We start from the raw sequence: 18,597 nt of genomic DNA, 5'->3' as shown, positions 1-18,597 counted from the left end.
ATATTCGTGTCATTTGCCGTGCGACGGTAACCAATTCAACTACCTGGACTAAACATCGAGACCGGCCAATACATTGCCACGTGCGATTCGAATAACCTGAGAGACTCTGTTTTTTGATGTGATTTTCCAGACGACCTGCAGATGAAATTTACAGATATTCTTTTGAAGCGAAGCTACGCGCTCTATTTCGTGGTTATCTACGTTTTGTATCTCGCCCTCCTGCTGATTGCCCTGCGAGAGCGGAATCCGGCATTCACCGTCGACGTCACCACAATCTTGCTGCCGGCGATCGAGCTCGCGTTCTTTTGCGTGCTGGGACTTGTTGCCTGGCATGCCCAGCGCAGCGGCTGGGTGGCCTTGCCGGCGTTGTTCGTCTCTCTCGCCGTGCCCCTGCTGGTGATGCTGATCTATCTGGTGCAGGGATTTTCCGCCTATCTGTCGGGGCACTACATCTCCGTTCTGGCGTTGGAAAACCACACCGACGGCAGCCAGTTTGCGGCAAAGCCCCTGTTCTTCGTCATCGCAGCCCTTGGCTTCGGAAGCTGGATCTGCCTTTCGTTGTTCGCCCTCAAGGCGCGCAAGCAAGCGGCGCTCCACCGGCCCGGAAAGAGCTTCGTTTTCGCCGCGACACTTGCCTGCCTGCTCTTTGCCGGCATGTTCGACAGCTCTTCCTTCACCGAAAGAACCCTCGATCTCCGTCCGGATATGGCTCCGGCCACATCTCTTGCCCGCAAATTTCGCGATCTGCGCAGGGCCCGCAACAACCTCTCTGACATGGCCGACACGCTGGATCGGCAAGGCATCAGCCTGCCGATCAACGAGCACTACCCTCTGTTGCGGGATCAGGCCTATTCCAGCCCTTTGTCGTTTGGCGCCGCACAATCGGCGTCAGACAGGCCCAACATTATCGTGGTCTTTGCCGAAGGGCTGTCTGCCCGCTTTCTGGGAACCTATGGCGGCAAGCATCAGGGATTGATGCCCAACATCGACCGCTTTGCCGCGCGTTCAATGACTGTCTACAACTACTTCAGCCACACTGCGGCAACCTATCGAGGAATCCAGGGACAGCTGGTTTCCGGATATCCGAGGAATGGCGGCGCTGAAAGCGGCGGCTGGGAAGCCGAAGGGGAAAACAACACAGCGCTGCTCACCAGCATCAACTACCGGACGATACCAGACATCCTGCTGGACCGAGGCTACAAGACGGCATTTCTGTCCTCCAGCCCGCAGGGCGCCAGTTTCAACGCCATGCTGCGATCGCTCGGCGTTGACACCGTCTACGCCGTGGAGACGCTCCCTGAACTGTTGGGTGATAGACCTGCAGCACTCAGTTCCGGCACGTCTGACGCAGCCGACGCGGAGATATTTTCAGGCCTGAAAGGCTTCCTGGAGAAACAAGCCTTAAGCGGCAACAAGCAGCCGTTCTTCGTTGCGACCTACAATGTCGGCACCCATGCCTTCCTGGATTCCGACAGCGCCGGCGTGACCTATGGCAGCGGTGATAACCCCGCTCTGAACAGGATGCACAATTTCGATGCGCAGCTTGGAAAATTTCTGGACTACTTTCAGAGCTCGAGCTTTTCCGACAACACGATCCTGATCATCACTGCCGATCATGCGACCTATCCTGAGCCCGCCGTGGTCGAGGCCCTGCAGGGGGACGACTACCAAGCCTATTTCGTCGACCGCATCCCTTTGATCGTTCATCACAGGGGATTGGCACTGCCGGCGACCTTCGACGCCGACTATCGCACATCGGTCGATTTCGCGCCCACGCTGCTGCACTTGCTTTCATTGCAGGACGCCAGGAACGCCTTCATGGGATTTTCGATTTTTGAGCATGCGCCCGCGCACCATGTGCCGTTGGCCGCGATGGGAGAGGAGTATTATTACATCGGCCCGCATGGGATTTCGAAGGCGACAGGGACGGTAGATGAGGATGCGAAGCACTTGGCCTATCAAAACTACGTCCGGATGTATTACTGGCTCGAAAGCCAGAACCGGGTGTTCCCGCCTGAAGAAACTGCATCGAATTGACCGGCACCGACCGTTCTGCGATCAGCAGGCGAGCGGGAAGATATCCAATGCGGTGCTTCGTCATCAACCTTGATCGGGAGACTGGACAGCTGGCCTGGATGACCACGGCCTTCCGCGGGATGGGCCTGGGCTTCGAGCGCTTCAGCGCCATCGACAAAACCGCAATTGATGACGACATCATCAACCGGCTGGTCCTGCGCGATCATCACAATTGGTCGCCGGGCGAAGTTGCCTGCTTCATGAGCCATGTCGCTGTGTGGCGACGGATTGCCGAAGGCAGCGACTCGCATGCGGTCGTGCTCGAAGACGATGTCTATTTCAGCCGGGATGCCGCCGATTTTCTGAGCGACGACACGTGGATTCCTGCAGGCGTCGACCTGATCAAGCTCGAAACGACGCTGAATCCCGTGTTGGTCGGCCGGCGCGGCGGCACGATCAGGACACACCGCCTGCTGCCGCTGTTCAGCTTCCACAATGGCGCTGCCGCCTATGCCATCTCCAGGCGCGTGGCCGCGCAATTGGTGACGCTGGCCGGCAGGATCGACCGCCCGGTGGACGATTTTCTCTTCGACATGACCAGGCACGAGACGCCCTGCTGGCAATTGTCGCCCGCCATCAGCATCCAGGAAATGTTCCTGCCCGACCAGGAGATCACGCTGCCGAGCGACCTCGAGCCGGAACGGTTGGCGACACCGCGTCTGCCGCGACCGAAAGTGCGGCTGTCGCGATCCGAAAAGGCAATCCGCGAAATCCGGCGGCTGTTGTGGAGGACCCGGCACCTTCCCCGCCGCGCCATCATTCCGATGGGCGCGCGGGACCGGCAATCCGGTCAGGGCACGCGGACGCCTGGCTGAAACAGATGCTCGGCTGACCCGGACCTTGTCCTGAGCCTGCATGCAGCCGATCAGATGCTCGGTGCCCTCGCCGCATCTGTACGAGCCATGGCGTCCTTGAGCTTGGCGTCGCGGTCATAGACGTCGCCGAAATACTCGACCTTGCCGTCGAGATCAGGCCAGGCGGTGAAATAGGCGACGTAGACCGGGATCTTGCGCGTCACTTTCTCGAAGGAATGGCCCTGCTTCAGCTTGGCCGCGATGTGATCTACGTCGGTGCCAAGCACGGCGGCGGCCATGCCGCGCGGATCGGCCAGGCGGATGCAGCCATGGCTGAAGGCGCGGTTGTCGCGGTCGAACAGCGCCTTCTGCGGCGTGTCGTGCATGTAGATGGCGTGCTTGTTGGGGAACAGGATCTTGAGCTCGCCCAGCGCATTGGCCTCGCTCGGCGCCTGGCGCACGCTGTAGGGCACCTTCGAGCCATACTGGCCCCAATTGATCGCCGACGACGGAATGCGCTGGCCGCGCGAATCGGTGACTTCGTAACCGGCGCGGTCGAGATAGCTGGGATCGTTGCGCAGGCGCGGCAGCATCTCGTTGACGATGATCGACTGCGGCACGCCCCAATACGGGTTGTAGTCGACCTGCTCGATTTCGTCCTGGAAGAAGCTGGTCTGGTTGGTGGTCTTGCCGATCACCGTCCGCATCTTGAGCTTTTCCGTGCCGCCGTCGATGTAGCTCGCGGTATAGGCCGGCTGGTTGATGAAGACGCGTGGGCTGCCGAGCTCGGATGGCAGCCAGCGCAGCTGTTCAAGCGCGACGACGACCTTGTCGAGGCGATCTGCCTTCGACGTGCCGGCAAGGGTTGCCACCGTGCGCGGACCGACGACGCCGTCGGCCTTGAGCCCGGCACGCTTCTGCACCGCCTCGATGACCGGCACCAGTTCGGGTGTATAGGTTTCGCTGCTGCCGAGCCTGGCCAGCGTTTCGCCGAATTCGCCACCCATCTCGTCGTCGAGGTCGCGGGCGATGAGATGCAGCAGCTTGGGCAGCTCCGGGCTGGTCTCGCCGGGCTTCAGCAAAAGCTTGGCGTCAACGACGATGTCGTTTTCCTCGCTCGCCTTGAGCGCCTCGAGTTCGACGCGCAAAGCCTTGTATTCGGGATTCTGCGGATGGAATGCCTCAAGCAAGGCCCGCGTGTCATTCGACTGGCTGAGGCTCTTCAGCACGCCGGCCATGTCGAGCGGCTTGGCGGCGAAATCATAGTAGCCGGAGATGCGGTTCGGATCGATGCGGCCGCCTTGTGCATCATGCACGTAGCGCAACACGCGTGCCGACATCGCCATCTCGAAACGGATGAGCGTCTTCATCCGGCCGACGGTGTCGTCAAGCGCATAGGCTGCCGGCGGCACGGAGACCGCATAGTCGGCCGGCATCAGCCCGTGGCTGGCGGCGTCGCTCAACGTCCTGATCGCCTCTTCAGCGCGGCTGTTGGCGGTCTGGCCGGTGACCCAGATGAAATCGGGATTGGCCGTATAGTAGTCGAGCAGCCCCTTGGCGATGTCCTTTTCGGCAACAAGGTCGAAGGCATCGAGCCCGGCCAGCGCCTCGCGGAACGCCGTACCGGCAAGCGACGGCTCCAGCGACACCGACTGCGTGCCGGCGATCAGCTTGGCAAAGTCGACCGTCACCATCGCGTCGGTCTTGTAGGTATAATAGGACGGCGCGCTGATCTTGGCCGCCGCTACGGGTGCCCGCTTCTTCTGCACCGGAGCCGGCGGAAATTCGCCCTGCTGCTGCTGGCGCGGGGCGCGGTTGCCACCACCGAACAGGATGTCGAAGAAGTTCTGAGCACCAGCCTGCGGCGCGCCAAGCGACACTGTCGCAGCCAATGCAGCCAGCGGAAGCGAGATCGGCCTGCTCAGGAGAGAAAATTTCATAAAGACACCATCCCTGCCCGGAAACTGCTCTGGAATCGCCATGCGCCGGTGGAAGAATTCCTGTCCACAAATGGCTGATGTAAGGCGCTGCTCTCTCGATTCATACCGATAACGTTAAGCTTTCATAAATTTCCTGGCAGCTGTTGCCGAACAGTTTCACATCATCGTGAGACAAGCCGGCAGGTGGCACAATTCATCGGCGATGACAGCCTCGCCGCTTCATGCGATCACTTGGCCTTGCAAGCTGAATTTGGGCAGGATTGACGCGAGGGCAAGGTGAAGAAGGGCTACAGGGAACTGCTCGACGAGGCCAATGCAGTGGTCGAGGTGGTGTCGCCCGAGGAAGCGGCAACCCTGCTCGACGACACCGAGACCATCTTCGTCGACCTTCGCGATCCGCGTGAGGTCGAGCGCGAAGGCAGGATTTCGGGCGCCCAGCATTGCCCGCGCGGCATGCTCGAATTCTGGATTGACCCCGACAGCCCCTATCACAAGCCGTTCTTTTCCAGCGGCAAGAACTTCGTCTTCTTCTGCGCCGGCGGCTGGCGCTCGGCGCTCGCCGCCAAGACCGCGCAGGAGATGGGGCTGGAGCCGGTCCGGCACATCCTTGGCGGGTTCACTGCGTGGCGCGCGGCGGGCCTGCCTGTAGTGCCAGGCAACAAGAAGGGCTGATCGGCGGGCGGCAGCGACAGCAAATCGCGCGCTTGACCTCGCCCCTGGGGCCAGCCCTAGACACGGCGTTATGACCGATTCCTATCTCCTCGCCGGCCGTTTCGGGGCCGCCACGCGGCTGTCGCCAAAGGCATTGCGGCTCTATGCCGAGCAAGGCCTGCTGGTGCCGGTCCACGTCGATCCGCAGACCGGCTATCGCTATTATGCCTCCTCGCAGGCGCCACGGGCGCGTATGATCTCGCGGCTGCGCCAGCTGGGGCTGCCGATCGCCCGCGTCACGCAGTTGCTGGAGTTCACACCGGAAGCACGCGTCGTAGAACTGCAAAGCTGGCTAAGCGCGCAGAACGACAGGCTTGCCGACCAGGCCGAACTCGTGCGCGCGCTTTCCCGCCAAGCCGAAGGCGGCGAACCGGCATTGACGGCGACGATCGGCCTGCGTGAGGTACCGGCCGCGAAGGTCGTGTCGCGACAGCGCCAGATCGGCGTCGAAGGGCTGGACGATTTCATCGCCGCAGCCGAAGCCGACATCCGGACGCATTTGCGCGCCTCGGGATCGGCTTGCGACGGATTGATGAGCGTGCATTTTCACGACCTTGTCAGCCGCGACAGTGAAGGTCTCGTCGAGGTCGCCATCGCCTGCGCGGGAAAGCTCGAGCCGGTGGGCGACCTGCTCATCAGACTGCAGCCAGCGCGGCGCGAGGTCTATCTGCCGGTTCCCAAGGTCTATGAGGATTTTCCCCGGGTCATGCACGTCTACGACGCCCTTGAAGCGTGGCTCGACGCGCGGAGCGAGCTGAGTTGCGCCGGCAGCCCCTGCGAAACCTATCCGGGAACCCAAGGCGCCCGTTTCGACGTCGCCTATCCCCTCATCTGACAAGAGGTTAAGACATGACGCACTTTGCCTACACGGGCTCGGGCCCGTATTGCTATGCCAATTCCTTCGCCATGATGTTCGGCGCCGATGGACCGTCGACCGCCGTCATCGAGGTGGCCATTGGCGGCCCGTTCGGCATGCAGCTGATCGGCAGCACGTTGCCCTTCTTCGACCCCTATGGCTGGGACCCGGAGAAAGGTTTCGAAGTCGCGCTTTCAGCGCTCGGCTGGACATCTGATGTCACGCAAGGGGGCGAAGCCGAAGAGGCCCTGGCGCGCCTCAAGGCGGCATTGGCCGCCGGCCCGGTCTGGATCGGTCCCGTCGAGATGGGGCATCTCAGGCATCAGCCACGCATGCGCGGCCCGATTGAGGCCGATCATTACGTCGTGGCGCTCGAAGTCGACGACGAGAGCATTCTGATGCACGATCCGCAGGGCTATCCCTATGCCCGCCTGCCCCTCGCCGACTTCATGGCCGCCTGGAGCGCAAAAACGCTGATCTACGGCACGCCCTATACGATGCGCACCGCCTTCAGGCGGATCGCCGACGTCGCCGAAGTGGACATGATCAGGGCGTCGATCCCTTCGGCGATCCGCTGGCTGTCGATGGCGGGTCAGCACGACATGCCGGCGGGAAGCTCGGGCAACGCCGCCGCCGCCGAAGCGCTGGCGCGGCTGATCGAGCGTGGTTGCGGCGACGACCTTCGTGGCCACATGATCCGTTTCGCCGTCCGGGCAGGCGCTCGCCGCGCGACAGACGCCGCGACCTGCCTGGAACGCGCGGGATATGTCGAGGCGGCTCGGATTGCGGGACGACAGGGCCGACTCATCGGCGCGCTGCAATACCCCCTTGTCGCGGGCAAGGATGGCGAGGCCGCGGCATCGCTTCGCGAACTGGCGCCGACCTACGACATGCTGAGGGCCGCGCTGGAGGGCCAGGACTGAGCCCTGGCGATCGGCGTGGCGCGCCTAGTGGACCGTGTCGAGTTCGCGCGCGGCCTGGAGAAAGCCAACTGCCTCGGCCACGACCTTGGCGCTCGACAGGATGCGGCGGTGACCGAGGCCGTCGGCCCAGAACAGCCTGACATGGCCGCCGGCGCCGGCCATGGAACGCGCTTCGTTGGCCGACACTTCCCTGTCGTCGGGGGCGTGAATCACAAGCGTCGGGGTGGCCAGGCGCATCAGCAGCCTGGAACCGACGAAGTGGCCGATCGGGGTGCCGGTCACACGCTGCACCTGCCCCGAGATCGCACGCTGCGTCCTGGGGCCAAGGTTCAGATAGCGGCCGAAATCGTCGAATAGCTTGGGCATCGAATCGGGCGCGGCCACCAGCACCAACCGCTTTGCTGCAACCGGCTCGAACCCCACTGGTTCCGGCAGCAGCGTTGACTGCAACCGCGCCGCCGAAGGAATGGCCGACGATCGCTTCGAACGGCCCGAACCATTGGCCGGCAAGGGTTGCCGCCTCGACGGCCTTGGCCATGTCGAGCGCGCGGCCAAGCGAGCCACCATGGCCCGGCAGGTCGAGCGAGATCACGCGCATGCCGGCATTCCTGTAGCCTTCGATCAGCGCCTGCATGTATTCGGTACGCGAGCGCCAGCCGTGGATGACGAGCACGGTCCCCCTGCTTGCTCCCTCAGGGCGAAACTCGTGCATCGCCACGCAGCTCTTTTGCGTCTTGATTCGATGATGACGCGCCTCGGCCATGAAGCTCGACGCGTTGCCGATGGCGCGCTTTTCACCTGACGTCAGGGAGCGCTGGCTCGGCGTTCGCCGGAAAAGCTCGAATGCGGCGCGACCGGCGAGACGTGGCGAAACCAGTTCGGCCGCACCGAACAGCCGCCGGATGACCTTGAGCCCGATTGATGCCATAGTGATTGTCCATCCATAAGTTCAATCATGAACAATAATAGTTCAATCATGAACAATAAGCAAGATTTGCCGTGGGATAACCCGCGGTTCCGCAACTGGGTTGCCGTGGCCAAGGCGTGCCACTCGATGGAGCGTGCCCTGGCGAGCGCGCTGCAGCCGCACGATCTCAAGCCGGCGCAGCTCGATGTCCTGATGAACCTCTATCGCCATCCCGGCATTTCGCAGCACGACCTGGCGCGCAAGCTGCTGGTCGGCCGCTCGAATATCACCATGCTGCTGCCGCAGTTGGAAAAGCGTGCCCTGGTCACGCGGGAGGGCGACGCCAAGGACCGCCGGGTGATGCGGCTGACGCTGACCGAAGACGGCGCCGCACTGCTGATGCGGGCGCTGAAAGCCTATGGCGCTTTGATCGAAAAGGCGATGAGCGCATCGACCCCCGAACAATGCGACCTGATCGGCGCGCACATGCTTCGCGTCGCAGACGCACTGAAGGAATAGCCGCTCAGGCTGCTGCCCTGGCAGCTCGCCTGCCCCGCGGCGCCTCCGCCTTGCCCATGGACCTGACGAAGCCGAGCAGGGCTACGGCAAGGCCGGTCGCCAGCACCCACCAGCCCGGCCGGATCGTGTAGGAAAACTGCAGGTTGGCCCACAGCACGCGGGCGGGCGGCACGCCGGTCGCCAGCCCGTACCAGGCCGCCTCGACTATCACTGTCGACAATGCGGCGACGACCGCGATCGCGACAAGCACGACAGGCGATGTCAGGCTCAACCCCCGCCAATGCGCCAGCCGGTAGAACATCAGGAGCATGAACAAGCCCGCCATCAGCGTCGGCTCATAGACGTCTGCCTTGGACTGCATGAAAAAATGCAATGCCGCGAGAATGCCGATGGCGTAGACGATCTTGTGCAGCCGGTTCCAGTTGCGCCCGAGCTTCCTGATCGCTGCGTCCGTCGACGTCAGCCCGAGAGCGACAAGCCCGAGCAGCGCAACGAATCCGATGGTGAGATAGATCCGAAGCGCGATCTCGCTGACAATCCGGACAACATCCCAGTTCTGGTCGAAGAAATAGAGCACGAGATGACCAATGGCGTAGGCAAGCGCGGCAATGCCGAGCATGCGCCGGATGAGTATCAGCTTCGGCCATTGGCCGATGCGGCGCAGCGGCGTCACTGCCAGCGACATCAACAGGAAGCGGATCGCCCAGTCGCCGGTTTCATGGATGGCGGCGGTGAAGGGCCGCGGGCCGAGCAGCGTGCTGGCGCCGGCACCTTGCGGAAAGCCTTTCACCGCGTAGTAGCCAAGCAGCAATGCCGGCACCAACGTTCCGGTAAAGGCCAAAGCCTTGAGCGGCGAGAGTTTTCCGGCGCGGTCAGTCCAGGGCGTCATTCCATCCAGCTCCAGCAGTTTTGCCGGTATACGCGGAGAACGGCCGCTGAGTTACATCAGCACAATCACTTTGTTTTGAGCCGGGCAACGTCGCAAGTCGCGTCACAACTGCTGTCGAACCATCCGTTCGACGGCCTACCACATCGACTTCCTGGCGCGCTCCGGCCATTCGCGGTCATAGGTTTCGCCATCGATGCTGGCTCGGCTGGTGACGGCAAGGATCTGTCCCGGCGTCGGCAGCGCCTTGGGATCGACATGGCGCTCGGGGTTCCACAGTTCCGACCGCACGATGGCGCGCGCGCACTGGAAATAGACGGCATCGATGTCGATCACCGTGACCGAACGCGCTGGTTTGCCTTCGACGGCGAATGACGCACACAGCTCGGCATCGACACTGATATGGGCTCGCCCATTGACGCGTAGCGTCGTGCCGGAACCCGGCACCAGAAACAGCAACGCGACGCGCGGATCGCGGATGATGTTCTTCAGCGAGTCGGCGCGGTTGTTGCCGCGGCGGTCCGGCATCATCAGCGTGCGTGGGTCATGGATGCGGACGAAGCCCGCGAGATCCCCGCGCGGCGAGCAGTCGAGCCCCTCGGGCCCGCTGGTCGCCAGCGAGACGAAGGGCGAGGCCTCGATAAAGACGGCATATTCAGGAATGACGTGATCGAGCTCCTTCACCAGCGAGGTTTCGCCTGGAACGCCGTACAGCGCCTCGAGCTGTTCTACCGTTGAAATGAGCGACATCGTCAGTCCCCTCTTCCTGCGTCCATGCTGCTGCGCTTAGCCGGCCCACGTGAACAGCCCAAGACAACGTGAACGGCCAAAGACAATCAGCGGTCGCGGCTCAATCCTTTTTGCGCCAGCTCGTCGAGATATTCCTGCCAGCGCTTGTCCTTGTCATGGCCAAGCGTATGCAGATAGTTCCAGGTGAAGATGCCGGTGTCGTGGAAATCGTCGAAGGTGATGCGTACGGCATAATTGCCGACCGGCTCGACCTTGAGGATGGCGACCTCCTTCTTGCCAGGCACCGTCACCCGCTGCTCAGGCGAATGGCCCTGCACCTCGGCGGAGGGCGAAAGCACACGCAGCAATTCGGCCGAAAGCTCGAACGGACGGTGGTCCGGGAACGTCACCGTCAACAGCTTGCGGTCCTTGGAGACCCTCAATTCCTTCGGTGCCGTCATGATCCGTCCTGCCGTTATGAGATGCCATTCACTACTGCGCTTCGGACGTCGCGGAAAGCGTTAAGACGGCCTCGGGACGGCAAACCAAGGAGAGTCACTCCGGGGCAACAAACTTTCATCTTGATTGACATGCACAAGCGTACAACATAGCCGTAATATGACAGTGCCGGCCAAGGCACCACGGAACGGGAAACGGAAGCGCAGTCCATGGATATGATCGATCCTTTCGGTCGCTCGATCAGTTATCTGCGCGTGTCGGTTACCGACCGCTGCGACTTCCGTTGCACCTATTGCATGGCCGAAGACATGGCCTTCCTGCCCAAGAAGGACCTGCTGTCGCTCGAAGAGCTCGACCGGCTGTGCACCGTCTTCGTCGAAAAGGGCGTCAAGAAACTGCGCCTGACCGGCGGCGAACCTTTGGTGCGCAAGAACGTCATGCATCTCATTCGCCAGTTGTCGCGCCATCTCGACAGCGGCGCATTGGAAGAATTGACGCTGACTACCAACGGATCGCAGCTGTCGCGTTTCGCTGCCGAACTGGCCGATTGCGGTGTCAAGCGCATCAACGTCTCGCTCGACACGCTCGACCCCGACAAGTTCCATGCCATCACGCGCTGGGGCCACCTGGCCAAGGTGATGGAAGGCATCGATGCCGCCCAGGCGGCGGGCCTGCACATCAAGATCAATGCGGTTGCCCTCAAGGGCTTCAACGATCTCGAAATTCCCGGGATCCTGCGCTGGGCCAATGGTCGCGGCATGGACCTGACGGTCATCGAGACGATGCCGATGGGCGAGATCGATGCAGATAGAACCGACCAGTACCTGCCGCTGTCGCTACTGAGGGCAAATCTCGAGCGCCAGTTCACGCTGACCGACATCCCGTTCAAGACCGGCGGTCCGGCGCGCTACGTCAATGTCGCAGAAACCGGCGGCAAGCTCGGCTTCATCACCCCGATGACGCATAATTTCTGCGAGAGCTGCAATCGCGTGCGCCTGACCTGCACCGGCACGCTCTATATGTGCCTCGGCCAGGAGGACGCGGCCGACCTCAGGGCGCCGCTGCGCGCCTCCGAAGGCAACGAGCTTCTGTCCAATGCCATCGACGAGGCAATAGGACGCAAGCCGAAGGGCCACGATTTCATCATCGACCGCCGCACCAATCGTCCGTCCGTATCGCGCCACATGAGCGTGACAGGCGGCTGAGCGCTATCGACCTTCGCCACCCCGACAACGTCCTCGTGAGGCCATGAGCATGCTTACCGGCTCGCCGCGACGTTCTCCGCCCCGACCTTCTCCGCAATGACGCTGGCGAAGCGTGTCGCCCGCAAGCTGCAAGCGCTGTGGCGCCGTGTGTTTCCGCTTGCGCCGGCGTGCTGCGTCGAAACCGTCGGCCGTGCACGGCTTGCATACGATCCGCGGTATCCGGCGTTCGTGCGGGAATACTATTTGTACTGTGTCGCATTGTTCCGTGAGACGCTGGCCGTGCGCGACGCGCCGGTCAATCTCGTGTTCGGCGACTGCGAGGTCGACTGCGGCAACGCGAACCGCACGCACCGCGTCGATGTCCAGTGGGAACATACGCTGGTCAAGCCGGGCGGGCGCGACAGCGACGGCGCGCCGACCGGTACCGTGCCATTGCCGGACGGCCAAGGACACTATCTCGCGCGCGTGGTGAACCGCGCGGTGATCGAATCGGCCGACGTGATCGTCGACTACAGCCGGCCGAATGTCGAAAACCTGCGTCGCGCCGGCGGCTTCGATGCGTATCTGGCCAAGACGATCGTGCTCGCGCCGCTGCTGTATGACACCGACGTCACCCCAGGCACGCGGCGGCGCGACGCGATCACGCTGTTTGGCGACGTCGCGCAACCGCGCCGCGCGGCGTTTCTTGAAGCGGCCCACACGGCGCGCCTGTCGCTGCTCAATGTCAGTGGTGTCTACGCGGGCGCCGCGTTGTGCAGACTGTACCGCGACACGCGCGTGCTCGTGAACGTGCATCAGACCGGCCAGCACCACACGTTTGAGGAATTGCGCGTATTGCCGGCGCTGCTGTGCGGTGTGGTCGTCGTCAGCGAAGACGTGCCGCTACGCGAGTCGATCGCGTATCACCCGTTCGTGGTGTGGGCGCGCTACGGCGAACTCGCCGACACGGTGCGCGCGGTGCTCGCCGACTACGCGGCCTATCGCGAACGGATCTTCGGCGACGGGCGATTCGAGGCGGTCGTCGAGCGAATGAGGCGGGACAATCGCGATGCGGTGAAGACCGCGCTGCAGCGGTTGTGTTAGCGTCGCGACGCGGCCGACCTCCGGCCGCCGCTGCGCGCCTCCGAAGGCAACGGGCTTTTGTCCAACGCCATTGACGAGGCGATCGGGCGCATCATCGACGCCGCACCAATCGCCCGTCCGTCTCGCGCCATATGAGTGTGACAGGCGGCTAAGTTGCAGCTATCGTCGCCACCCGACAACGTCCTCGTGAGGTAATGGGCATGGCTTACCGGTTCGCCAGGACGTTCTCCGCAATGGTGCTGGCGATGGTGCTGGCCGCGCCTGCTTTTGCCAAGCCATTCATCTACACCAATGCCCGCTTCGGCACGTCGGTGACTTTTCCGCATGAAATCTTCGTCAGCAGGGCCGAACCGCCCGAGAACGGCGACGGCATGACATTCCTGGCGGCGGACGGGGCGAGCCTCGCGATCTACGGCTCCAACAACGCGCTCGAGCAGACGCCCAGGCAGCTTGCCGACATGAGTTCCGAAGGCGTGGAGGTCACCTACCGCAAGCTGGGCAAGGACTGGATCGTACTGTCGGGCCATGACGGCAACGACATATTCTACCACCGGCTCGAATTTGGCAGGGGCGGCGTCATTCATGCCTTCCTGCTCAAATACCCAGCGTCGTCCAAGGCCAAATACGACCCGCTGGTGAGCGCCATCGCCGAGAGCCTCAACGGCCCGTGAGGCCAATCGACATGTCTGGTCCATCCGATTGGCATTGCTGTTTCACGCACCGGTGCTAAAGCCGTAAGCAACAGCAGCAACGGAAAGCCGAAGTGCCACTTTCCTCGAATGTTCGCGGCGCCACCTTCATGGTCGTCGCGATGGCAGCCTTTACCTTCAACGACACGTTGAGCAAGCTCGCCGCCCAGACGATCAATCCGGGCCAGCTGATGCTGGTTCGCGGGCTGTTCGCCACCACGCTGATCAGCCTTCTCGCCTGGCAGCAGGGTGCCTTGAAGGGCTACCGGAACTACTGGCATCCGATGGTGTTCCTGCGCCTTGTCGGCGAGGTTGGCGGTACGGTTTGCTTCCTCGCCGCCCTGCCCCATCTACCGTTGGGCAATATCTCGGCCGTGCTGCAGGCGCTGCCCTTGGCGGTGACGATGGGGGCAGCCCTTTTCCTCGGCGAAGCCGTCGGCTGGCGCCGCTGGCTGGCCATCGCCTCGGGCTTCGGCGGCGTCCTGATCATCGTCCGGCCGGGGTTCGAAGGCTTCAACGCGTTTTCGCTGCTGGCCCTGCTTTCGGTCGCCTTCTGCGCCGTGCGCGATCTGGCAACGCGCAAAATCCCTGGGCACATCCCGTCGCTTTTCGTCTCGACCACCACCACCGTCATCATCACCGTCACCGGGGCGCTGACCATCGTGCCGTTCGGCGGCTGGGTGCCCATGTCGGTCAATCTTGTCGCGTTCCTTGCCGGAGCCGCAGTGCTGGTGCTGTTCGGCTACCAGTTCGTCATCATGGCGATGCGCGAAGGTGAAATCTCCTTCATCGCGCCGTTCCGCTACACCGCCCTGATCTGGGCGCTTTCGCTTAGCGTCTTCGTCTTCGGCGATATCCCCGATCTGGCCATGATATCAGGCGCTGCCGTCATCGTTGCGTCCGGCCTCTATTCGCTTTATCGCGAACGCGTTGTCGGCAAGGGCCGGCCGGCAGCCGAGAGCACCAGTGCCTCGATGGCGCCCGACGGGATCTAGGTATGGCAGAGCACATCGCAGGGCTTATCCTAGCCGGCGGCCGTTCCAGCCGGATGGGCGGCGCAGACAAGACGCTTCTTGCACTTGCCGGCCATCCCCTGACCGGCCTGGTGCTCGATCGCCTGCGCCCGCAGGTCGGTCGGATCGCCATCAACACCAATGCCGACCCCGCAGGTTTCGTCGGCTTCGGCGTCGACATCATCAGCGACACGATTGCAGGTTATCAAGGACCGCTGGCCGGCATCCTGGCAGGCATGGAGTGGGCGGCAGGCAAGCCTGATGTCACGCACATCCTCAGCGTTGCCGGCGACACGCCCTTCTTCCCTGAAGATCTCGGCAAGCGACTGGCCGCGCACGCGGTCGCCGGACGGGTCGCCGCAGCCGCCTCGAACACCCGTGTGCACCCGACATTCGCGCTGTGGCCGGTTTCGCTGCGCAAGCCGCTTGCGGCCTTTCTGGAAAATGGCGATACCCGCAGGGTGATGACGTTTCTCGAGCAGGCAGGTCTCGACGTGGTGGATTTTCCGGTGACACAACGTGGTTCCGTTGAAGTCGACCCGTTCTTCAACATCAACACGCCCGACGACCTTGCCCAGGCTGCACGTATGGTCGACGAGGCCAAGTGATGACGCATCGCGTGTTCGGCATCACCGGCTGGAAGAACTCCGGCAAGACGACCTTGACCGAGCGCCTGGTGACGGAGCTGGTCGGACGCGGCTGGCGGGTCTCGACCATCAAGCATGCTCACCACGATTTCGACATTGACAAGCCGGGCGCCGACAGCTTTCGCCATCGCGAGGCCGGCGCTACGGAAGTCGCAATCGTATCGGGTCGACGCTGGGCGCTGACGCATGAATTGCGCAACGAAGCCGAGCCGACGCTCGACGACGTCCTCAAGCGAATCGCCGCTTGCGACCTGGTGCTGGTCGAGGGCTACAAGCGCGAGCATCATCTCAAGATCGAGGCACGTCGGCTGGAGGCCAAGGACCGCACCCCGCTTTCGGCGAAAGACCCCTCGATCGTCGCCATTGCCGCCGACCATCCGGTCGAAGGCGAGCAGCTTCCTGTCTTCGGCATCGACGACATCAAGGCCATCGCCGACTTCGTTGAAGCGCGGACAGGCCTCGCCGCGCACTGACGCTGCGTCACCGCGCTCACCTGCTCCCTGCGTCGCAAAACCCCTTTTCGCGATTGATTTTTAACTGAAAACAGTGGGAGTATCGCCGCCAGCGGCGGAGTTCATCCGCTCAACGGCCGCCATGGACGGGAACCGGCCGAAGCGAACAGAGAGGAACATCATGGGTATTTCCAAGCGTATTGCCCTGGCTGCGACCGCGGCCCTGGCGCTCACCATCGGTATGGCGCAGGCGCAGGAAAAGACAATCAAGATCGCCACTGAAGGCGCATACCCTCCCTACAACAACCTGACATCAGACGGTAAGCTGGTCGGCTTCGACGTCGACATCGCCAACGCGCTCTGCGAAGAGATGAAGGTCAAGTGTGAGATCGTCGCCCAGGAATGGGACGGCATGATCCCCGCGCTCCAGGCCAGCAAGTTTGACGCCATCATCGCCCAGATGTCGATCACGCCCGAACGCAAGGAAAAGATCGACTTCTCCAAGAAGTACATCAACACGCCGGCCGTCATCGCCGCCGCCAAGGACAGCGACATCAAGGGCGTGACCAAGGAAGACCTCGCCGGCAAGACCATCGGCGTCCAAGGCTCGACCATCCATTACAACTACGCCGAGAAGGTGTTCACCGACAGCACGATCAAGTCTTATCCGACGGCTGACGAGTATAAGCTCGACATGGCCAACGGCCGCCTCGACGCGGTCAGCGATGACGCTGTGACGATGGGCGCCTGGCTGGAAACCCCGGATGGCGCGTGCTGCAAGATCGTCGGCACCATCCCGAACATGCCCGAGATCCATGGCGACGGCGCCGGCGTCGGCGTGCGCAAGGGTGACCCGCTCGCGGATCAGTTCTCGGCAGCCATCGACGCCATCCGCGCCAACGGAAAATACAAGGAAATCAACGACAAATACTTCAAGTTCGACGCTTACGGCAGCTGAGCCGTCAATGCTGTGAAAACTGAACAAGCGGCGGGACAAGTTCCCGCCGTTTGGCTAACATAAGCTCAACGACAAGCCGTCGACAAAGACGGCGGCACTCCCGCCAAGGGAGGCCGATGGGGGCAGCATACCGATGCAAAGCGCGTGGACGCTTCTGAGTTTCGGGCCTGACGGATGGGGTGACGATCTCGCTCATGGCGTGCTCGTCACGGTTTCGCTCGCCCTCGTGACATTGCCGCTGGGGCTGCTTATCGGCTTTCTGGTCGCCCTCGCCAAGCAGTCCGGCGAACCTTCGATGCGGCTCGCCGGCAATATCTACACCACCATCTTCCGCGGCCTGCCGGAACTGCTGACGCTGTTTCTGGTGTTCTACGGCGCCCAGATCGGCATCCAGCAGGTCGTTCGGCTTGTGAAGCCCGACGCGGTTGTCGAGATCAACAGCTTCGTCGCCGGCATGGTTGCTCTCGGCGTCGTCTTCTCGTCCTACGCCAGCGAGGTTTTCCTCTCGGCCTTCCGCGCCATTCCGCGTGGCCAGTATGAAGGCGGCTATTCAGTAGGCCTGTCGCCGCGCCAGACGATGCGGCTGGTGATCCTGCCGCAGCTCGTACGTATCGCCCTGCCCGGCCTGTCCAATCTCTGGCTCATCCTGCTCAAGGACACGGCCCTGGTCTCGGCCGTCGGCCTGACCGACATCGTGCGCCAGAGCAGCATCGCAGCCCGCGTCACCAAGCAAGCCTTCATGTTCTTCGGCGTTGCCTGCCTCATCTATCTGGCGCTCGCCATCATCTCCTCATTCGGCATCGGCGCCATCGAGCGCTGGGTCGGCAAGCGGGCGGCCCAGCGATGAGCGCGACTGACGGAACCACTGTGAAAGTGCAGCGCCCGGCAGCACCGCCGCGCGGTTGGTCGCGTGAACGCATAGTTGGCTGGGTCCTGGTCTGTCTCTGGATCGCGCTCGGCGCCGGCCTGGCCACCTATCTGTTCAGCGCCTGGAATCCCGAACTATTCGCCAAATATGCGCCGTCCTATCTCTCGGGCCTGCGTGTCACCCTTGTGCTGGTGGCGATATCCATCGTCCTCGGTGCCATCCTGTCGGTTCCGATCTGCTACGCCCGCATGTCGAAGAACCGCGTGCTGAACGCGATTTCCTACGGTTATGTCTATTTCTTCCGCGGCACGCCGCTGCTCGCTCAGACCTTCCTGATCTATTACGGCTTCGGCTCGTTCCGGCCCCAGCTCGAGGCCATCGGCCTGTGGGGCTTCTTCCGCGAAGCCTGGTATTGCGCGGTATTCGCCTTTGCCCTCAACACCGCCGCCTATCAGGCCGAGATCCTGCGCGGGGCGATCGAGAGCGTCGGCAAGGGCCAGTGGGAGGCAGCATCCGCGCTTGGCCTGTCCAAACTGCAGACGCTCTACAAGATCATCCTGCCTCAGGCATTGATCGTCGCGCTGAGGCCATATGGCAACGAGATCATCCTGATGATCAAGGGTTCGGCCATCGTCGCCATCATTACGGTCTACGACCTGATGGGCGAGACGCGCCGCGCCTTCTCGCGCACCTTCGACTTCCAGACCTACCTTTGGGCTGCCCTGCTCTATCTGTCCTTGGTCGAAACCTTGCGCCATCTGGTGGACTGGATCGAAAGGCGCATTACCCGCCACCTGCATCGTTGATCTCAGGCGCTGGTCCAACCATCGTCGTCTTGACGAATCCGTTCCATGGCATAGACCACGGACACCAGAGCATTTT

Annotated in this window: 20 protein-coding genes and 1 pseudogene; 16 read left to right on the top strand and 5 right to left on the bottom strand. The window is 62.6% G+C overall.

Annotation, left to right across the window (positions count from 1 at the left end):
• Window positions 1-141: 141 nt before the first annotated feature.
• On the top strand, window positions 142-2,037 hold the full coding sequence (locus SLT36_RS14515) for an LTA synthase family protein (protein ID WP_432283288.1): 1,896 nt from the start codon (window positions 142-144) through the stop codon (window positions 2,035-2,037).
• A gap of 47 nt (window positions 2,038-2,084) precedes the next feature.
• The gene (locus SLT36_RS14510) at window positions 2,085-2,891 is read left to right on the top strand and encodes a glycosyltransferase family 25 protein (RefSeq protein ID WP_432283287.1); all 807 of its coding nucleotides are present in this window, start codon (window positions 2,085-2,087) and stop codon (window positions 2,889-2,891) included.
• A 50-nt stretch (window positions 2,892-2,941) separates the two neighbouring features.
• Here SLT36_RS14510 and SLT36_RS14505 read toward each other — a convergent pair whose 3' ends face one another.
• Window positions 2,942-4,810, bottom strand: a complete 1,869-nt coding sequence (locus tag SLT36_RS14505; RefSeq protein WP_432283286.1) for a L,D-transpeptidase family protein — start codon at window positions 4,808-4,810, stop codon at window positions 2,942-2,944.
• A 276-nt stretch (window positions 4,811-5,086) separates the two neighbouring features.
• On the opposite strand from SLT36_RS14505, the gene SLT36_RS14500 reads away from it, so the two are divergent.
• The 3 genes from SLT36_RS14500 (at window position 5,087) to SLT36_RS14490 (ending at window position 7,300) form a co-directional block, all read left to right on the top strand.
• The gene (locus SLT36_RS14500; RefSeq protein ID WP_432283285.1) at window positions 5,087-5,482 is read left to right on the top strand and encodes a rhodanese-like domain-containing protein; all 396 of its coding nucleotides are present in this window, start codon (window positions 5,087-5,089) and stop codon (window positions 5,480-5,482) included.
• A 70-nt stretch (window positions 5,483-5,552) separates the two neighbouring features.
• Window positions 5,553-6,356: a MerR family transcriptional regulator gene (locus tag SLT36_RS14495; protein WP_432283284.1), complete on the top strand. Its 804-nt coding sequence runs from the start codon at window positions 5,553-5,555 to the stop codon at window positions 6,354-6,356.
• A gap of 14 nt (window positions 6,357-6,370) precedes the next feature.
• Window positions 6,371-7,300: a hypothetical protein gene (locus SLT36_RS14490; protein WP_432283283.1), complete on the top strand. Its 930-nt coding sequence runs from the start codon at window positions 6,371-6,373 to the stop codon at window positions 7,298-7,300.
• Here SLT36_RS14490 and SLT36_RS14485 read toward each other — a convergent pair.
• Window positions 7,182-7,934 carry an alpha/beta fold hydrolase gene (locus tag SLT36_RS14485; protein ID WP_432288344.1) on the bottom strand — a complete coding sequence of 251 codons (753 nt, stop codon included), beginning with the start codon at window positions 7,932-7,934 and terminating at the stop codon, window positions 7,182-7,184. The two genes, SLT36_RS14490 and SLT36_RS14485, sit on opposite strands and share 119 nt — an antisense overlap.
• Window positions 7,935-8,276: 342 nt before the next feature.
• Here SLT36_RS14485 and SLT36_RS14480 point away from each other — a divergent pair, with 342 nt between their 5' ends.
• Window positions 8,277-8,726, top strand: coding sequence for a MarR family winged helix-turn-helix transcriptional regulator (locus SLT36_RS14480; RefSeq protein WP_432283282.1), 450 nt, complete (start codon window positions 8,277-8,279; stop codon window positions 8,724-8,726).
• 4 nt (window positions 8,727-8,730) lie between these two features.
• Here SLT36_RS14480 and SLT36_RS14475 read toward each other — a convergent pair whose 3' ends face one another.
• The 3 genes from SLT36_RS14475 to SLT36_RS14465 form a co-directional block, all read right to left on the bottom strand.
• Window positions 8,731-9,615: a sulfite oxidase heme-binding subunit YedZ gene (locus SLT36_RS14475; RefSeq protein ID WP_432283281.1), complete on the bottom strand. Its 885-nt coding sequence runs from the start codon at window positions 9,613-9,615 to the stop codon at window positions 8,731-8,733.
• Window positions 9,616-9,750: 135 nt separating this feature from the next.
• Window positions 9,751-10,362 (bottom strand): pyridoxamine 5'-phosphate oxidase family protein, encoded by a 612-nt coding sequence (locus SLT36_RS14470; RefSeq protein WP_432283280.1) that lies wholly within the window; start codon window positions 10,360-10,362, stop codon window positions 9,751-9,753.
• Between the two features lie 86 nt (window positions 10,363-10,448).
• On the bottom strand, window positions 10,449-10,802 hold the full coding sequence (locus SLT36_RS14465; RefSeq protein ID WP_067961257.1) for a gamma-butyrobetaine hydroxylase-like domain-containing protein: 354 nt from the start codon (window positions 10,800-10,802) through the stop codon (window positions 10,449-10,451).
• Between the two features lie 207 nt (window positions 10,803-11,009).
• On the opposite strand from SLT36_RS14465, the gene moaA reads away from it, so the two are divergent.
• The 10 genes and pseudogenes from moaA (at window position 11,010) to SLT36_RS14415 (ending at window position 18,521) form a co-directional block, all read left to right on the top strand.
• A complete protein-coding gene (moaA, locus tag SLT36_RS14460; protein ID WP_432283279.1) occupies window positions 11,010-12,005 on the top strand; it encodes a GTP 3',8-cyclase MoaA in 996 nt (331 codons plus the stop codon).
• 96 nt (window positions 12,006-12,101) lie between these two features.
• Window positions 12,102-13,088, top strand: coding sequence for a hypothetical protein (locus SLT36_RS14455; protein WP_432283278.1), 987 nt, complete (start codon window positions 12,102-12,104; stop codon window positions 13,086-13,088).
• A 6-nt stretch (window positions 13,089-13,094) separates the two neighbouring features.
• Window positions 13,095-13,240 (top strand): annotated as a pseudogene (locus tag SLT36_RS14450) (GTP 3',8-cyclase MoaA); the annotation flags it as partial.
• Between the two features lie 48 nt (window positions 13,241-13,288).
• On the top strand, window positions 13,289-13,759 hold the full coding sequence (locus SLT36_RS14445) for a hypothetical protein (RefSeq protein ID WP_432283277.1): 471 nt from the start codon (window positions 13,289-13,291) through the stop codon (window positions 13,757-13,759).
• Window positions 13,760-13,851: 92 nt separating this feature from the next.
• A complete protein-coding gene (locus tag SLT36_RS14440) occupies window positions 13,852-14,772 on the top strand; it encodes a DMT family transporter (protein WP_432283276.1) in 921 nt (306 codons plus the stop codon).
• 2 nt (window positions 14,773-14,774) lie between these two features.
• Entirely contained in the window at window positions 14,775-15,398 is a 624-nt protein-coding gene (mobA, locus tag SLT36_RS14435; protein ID WP_432283275.1) for a molybdenum cofactor guanylyltransferase MobA, read from the top strand.
• Window positions 15,398-15,910 carry a molybdopterin-guanine dinucleotide biosynthesis protein B gene (gene mobB / locus SLT36_RS14430; RefSeq protein ID WP_432283274.1) on the top strand — a complete coding sequence of 171 codons (513 nt, stop codon included), beginning with the start codon at window positions 15,398-15,400 and terminating at the stop codon, window positions 15,908-15,910. Before mobA ends, mobB begins: the two co-directional genes overlap by 1 nt.
• A gap of 160 nt (window positions 15,911-16,070) precedes the next feature.
• Complete coding sequence (locus SLT36_RS14425; RefSeq protein WP_432283273.1) at window positions 16,071-16,847, top strand: ABC transporter substrate-binding protein; 777 nt, start codon at window positions 16,071-16,073, stop codon at window positions 16,845-16,847.
• 133 nt (window positions 16,848-16,980) lie between these two features.
• A complete protein-coding gene (locus SLT36_RS14420; protein WP_432283272.1) occupies window positions 16,981-17,694 on the top strand; it encodes an ABC transporter permease in 714 nt (237 codons plus the stop codon).
• The gene (locus tag SLT36_RS14415) at window positions 17,691-18,521 is read left to right on the top strand and encodes an ABC transporter permease (protein ID WP_432283271.1); all 831 of its coding nucleotides are present in this window, start codon (window positions 17,691-17,693) and stop codon (window positions 18,519-18,521) included. The genes SLT36_RS14420 and SLT36_RS14415 overlap by 4 nt, the downstream gene beginning before the upstream one ends.
• The last annotated feature ends 76 nt before the right edge of the window (window positions 18,522-18,597 follow it).

The organism is Aminobacter sp. BA135, assembly GCF_050859125.1.
Taxonomy (GTDB): Bacteria; Pseudomonadota; Alphaproteobacteria; order Rhizobiales; family Rhizobiaceae; genus Aminobacter; species Aminobacter ciceronei.
The sequence above is the reverse complement of the archived record's forward strand: the minus strand, read 5'-3'. Positions and strand labels throughout refer to the sequence as shown.

Bases quoted from the DNA above. Each gene is read 5' to 3' on its own strand.
- SLT36_RS14495 (WP_432283284.1), top strand. From the start codon at position 5,553: ATGACCGATTCCTATCTCCTCGCCGGCCGTTTCGGGGCCGCCACGCGG.
- SLT36_RS14425 (WP_432283273.1), top strand. From the start codon at position 16,071: ATGGGTATTTCCAAGCGTATTGCCCTGGCTGCGACCGCGGCCCTGGCG.
- SLT36_RS14445 (WP_432283277.1), top strand. From the start codon at position 13,289: ATGGCTTACCGGTTCGCCAGGACGTTCTCCGCAATGGTGCTGGCGATG.
- SLT36_RS14485 (WP_432288344.1), bottom strand. From the start codon at position 7,934: ATGCAGGCGCTGATCGAAGGCTACAGGAATGCCGGCATGCGCGTGATC.
- SLT36_RS14420 (WP_432283272.1), top strand. From the start codon at position 16,981: ATGCAAAGCGCGTGGACGCTTCTGAGTTTCGGGCCTGACGGATGGGGT.
- SLT36_RS14470 (WP_432283280.1), bottom strand. From the start codon at position 10,362: ATGTCGCTCATTTCAACGGTAGAACAGCTCGAGGCGCTGTACGGCGTT.
- SLT36_RS14415 (WP_432283271.1), top strand. From the start codon at position 17,691: ATGAGCGCGACTGACGGAACCACTGTGAAAGTGCAGCGCCCGGCAGCA.
- SLT36_RS14455 (WP_432283278.1), top strand. From the start codon at position 12,102: ATGACGCTGGCGAAGCGTGTCGCCCGCAAGCTGCAAGCGCTGTGGCGC.
- SLT36_RS14505 (WP_432283286.1), bottom strand. From the start codon at position 4,810: ATGAAATTTTCTCTCCTGAGCAGGCCGATCTCGCTTCCGCTGGCTGCA.
- SLT36_RS14490 (WP_432283283.1), top strand. From the start codon at position 6,371: ATGACGCACTTTGCCTACACGGGCTCGGGCCCGTATTGCTATGCCAAT.
- SLT36_RS14465 (WP_067961257.1), bottom strand. From the start codon at position 10,802: ATGACGGCACCGAAGGAATTGAGGGTCTCCAAGGACCGCAAGCTGTTG.
- moaA (WP_432283279.1), top strand. From the start codon at position 11,010: ATGGATATGATCGATCCTTTCGGTCGCTCGATCAGTTATCTGCGCGTG.
- SLT36_RS14480 (WP_432283282.1), top strand. From the start codon at position 8,277: ATGAACAATAAGCAAGATTTGCCGTGGGATAACCCGCGGTTCCGCAAC.
- mobB (WP_432283274.1), top strand. From the start codon at position 15,398: ATGACGCATCGCGTGTTCGGCATCACCGGCTGGAAGAACTCCGGCAAG.
- SLT36_RS14515 (WP_432283288.1), top strand. From the start codon at position 142: ATGAAATTTACAGATATTCTTTTGAAGCGAAGCTACGCGCTCTATTTC.
- SLT36_RS14475 (WP_432283281.1), bottom strand. From the start codon at position 9,615: ATGACGCCCTGGACTGACCGCGCCGGAAAACTCTCGCCGCTCAAGGCT.
- SLT36_RS14510 (WP_432283287.1), top strand. From the start codon at position 2,085: ATGCGGTGCTTCGTCATCAACCTTGATCGGGAGACTGGACAGCTGGCC.
- mobA (WP_432283275.1), top strand. From the start codon at position 14,775: ATGGCAGAGCACATCGCAGGGCTTATCCTAGCCGGCGGCCGTTCCAGC.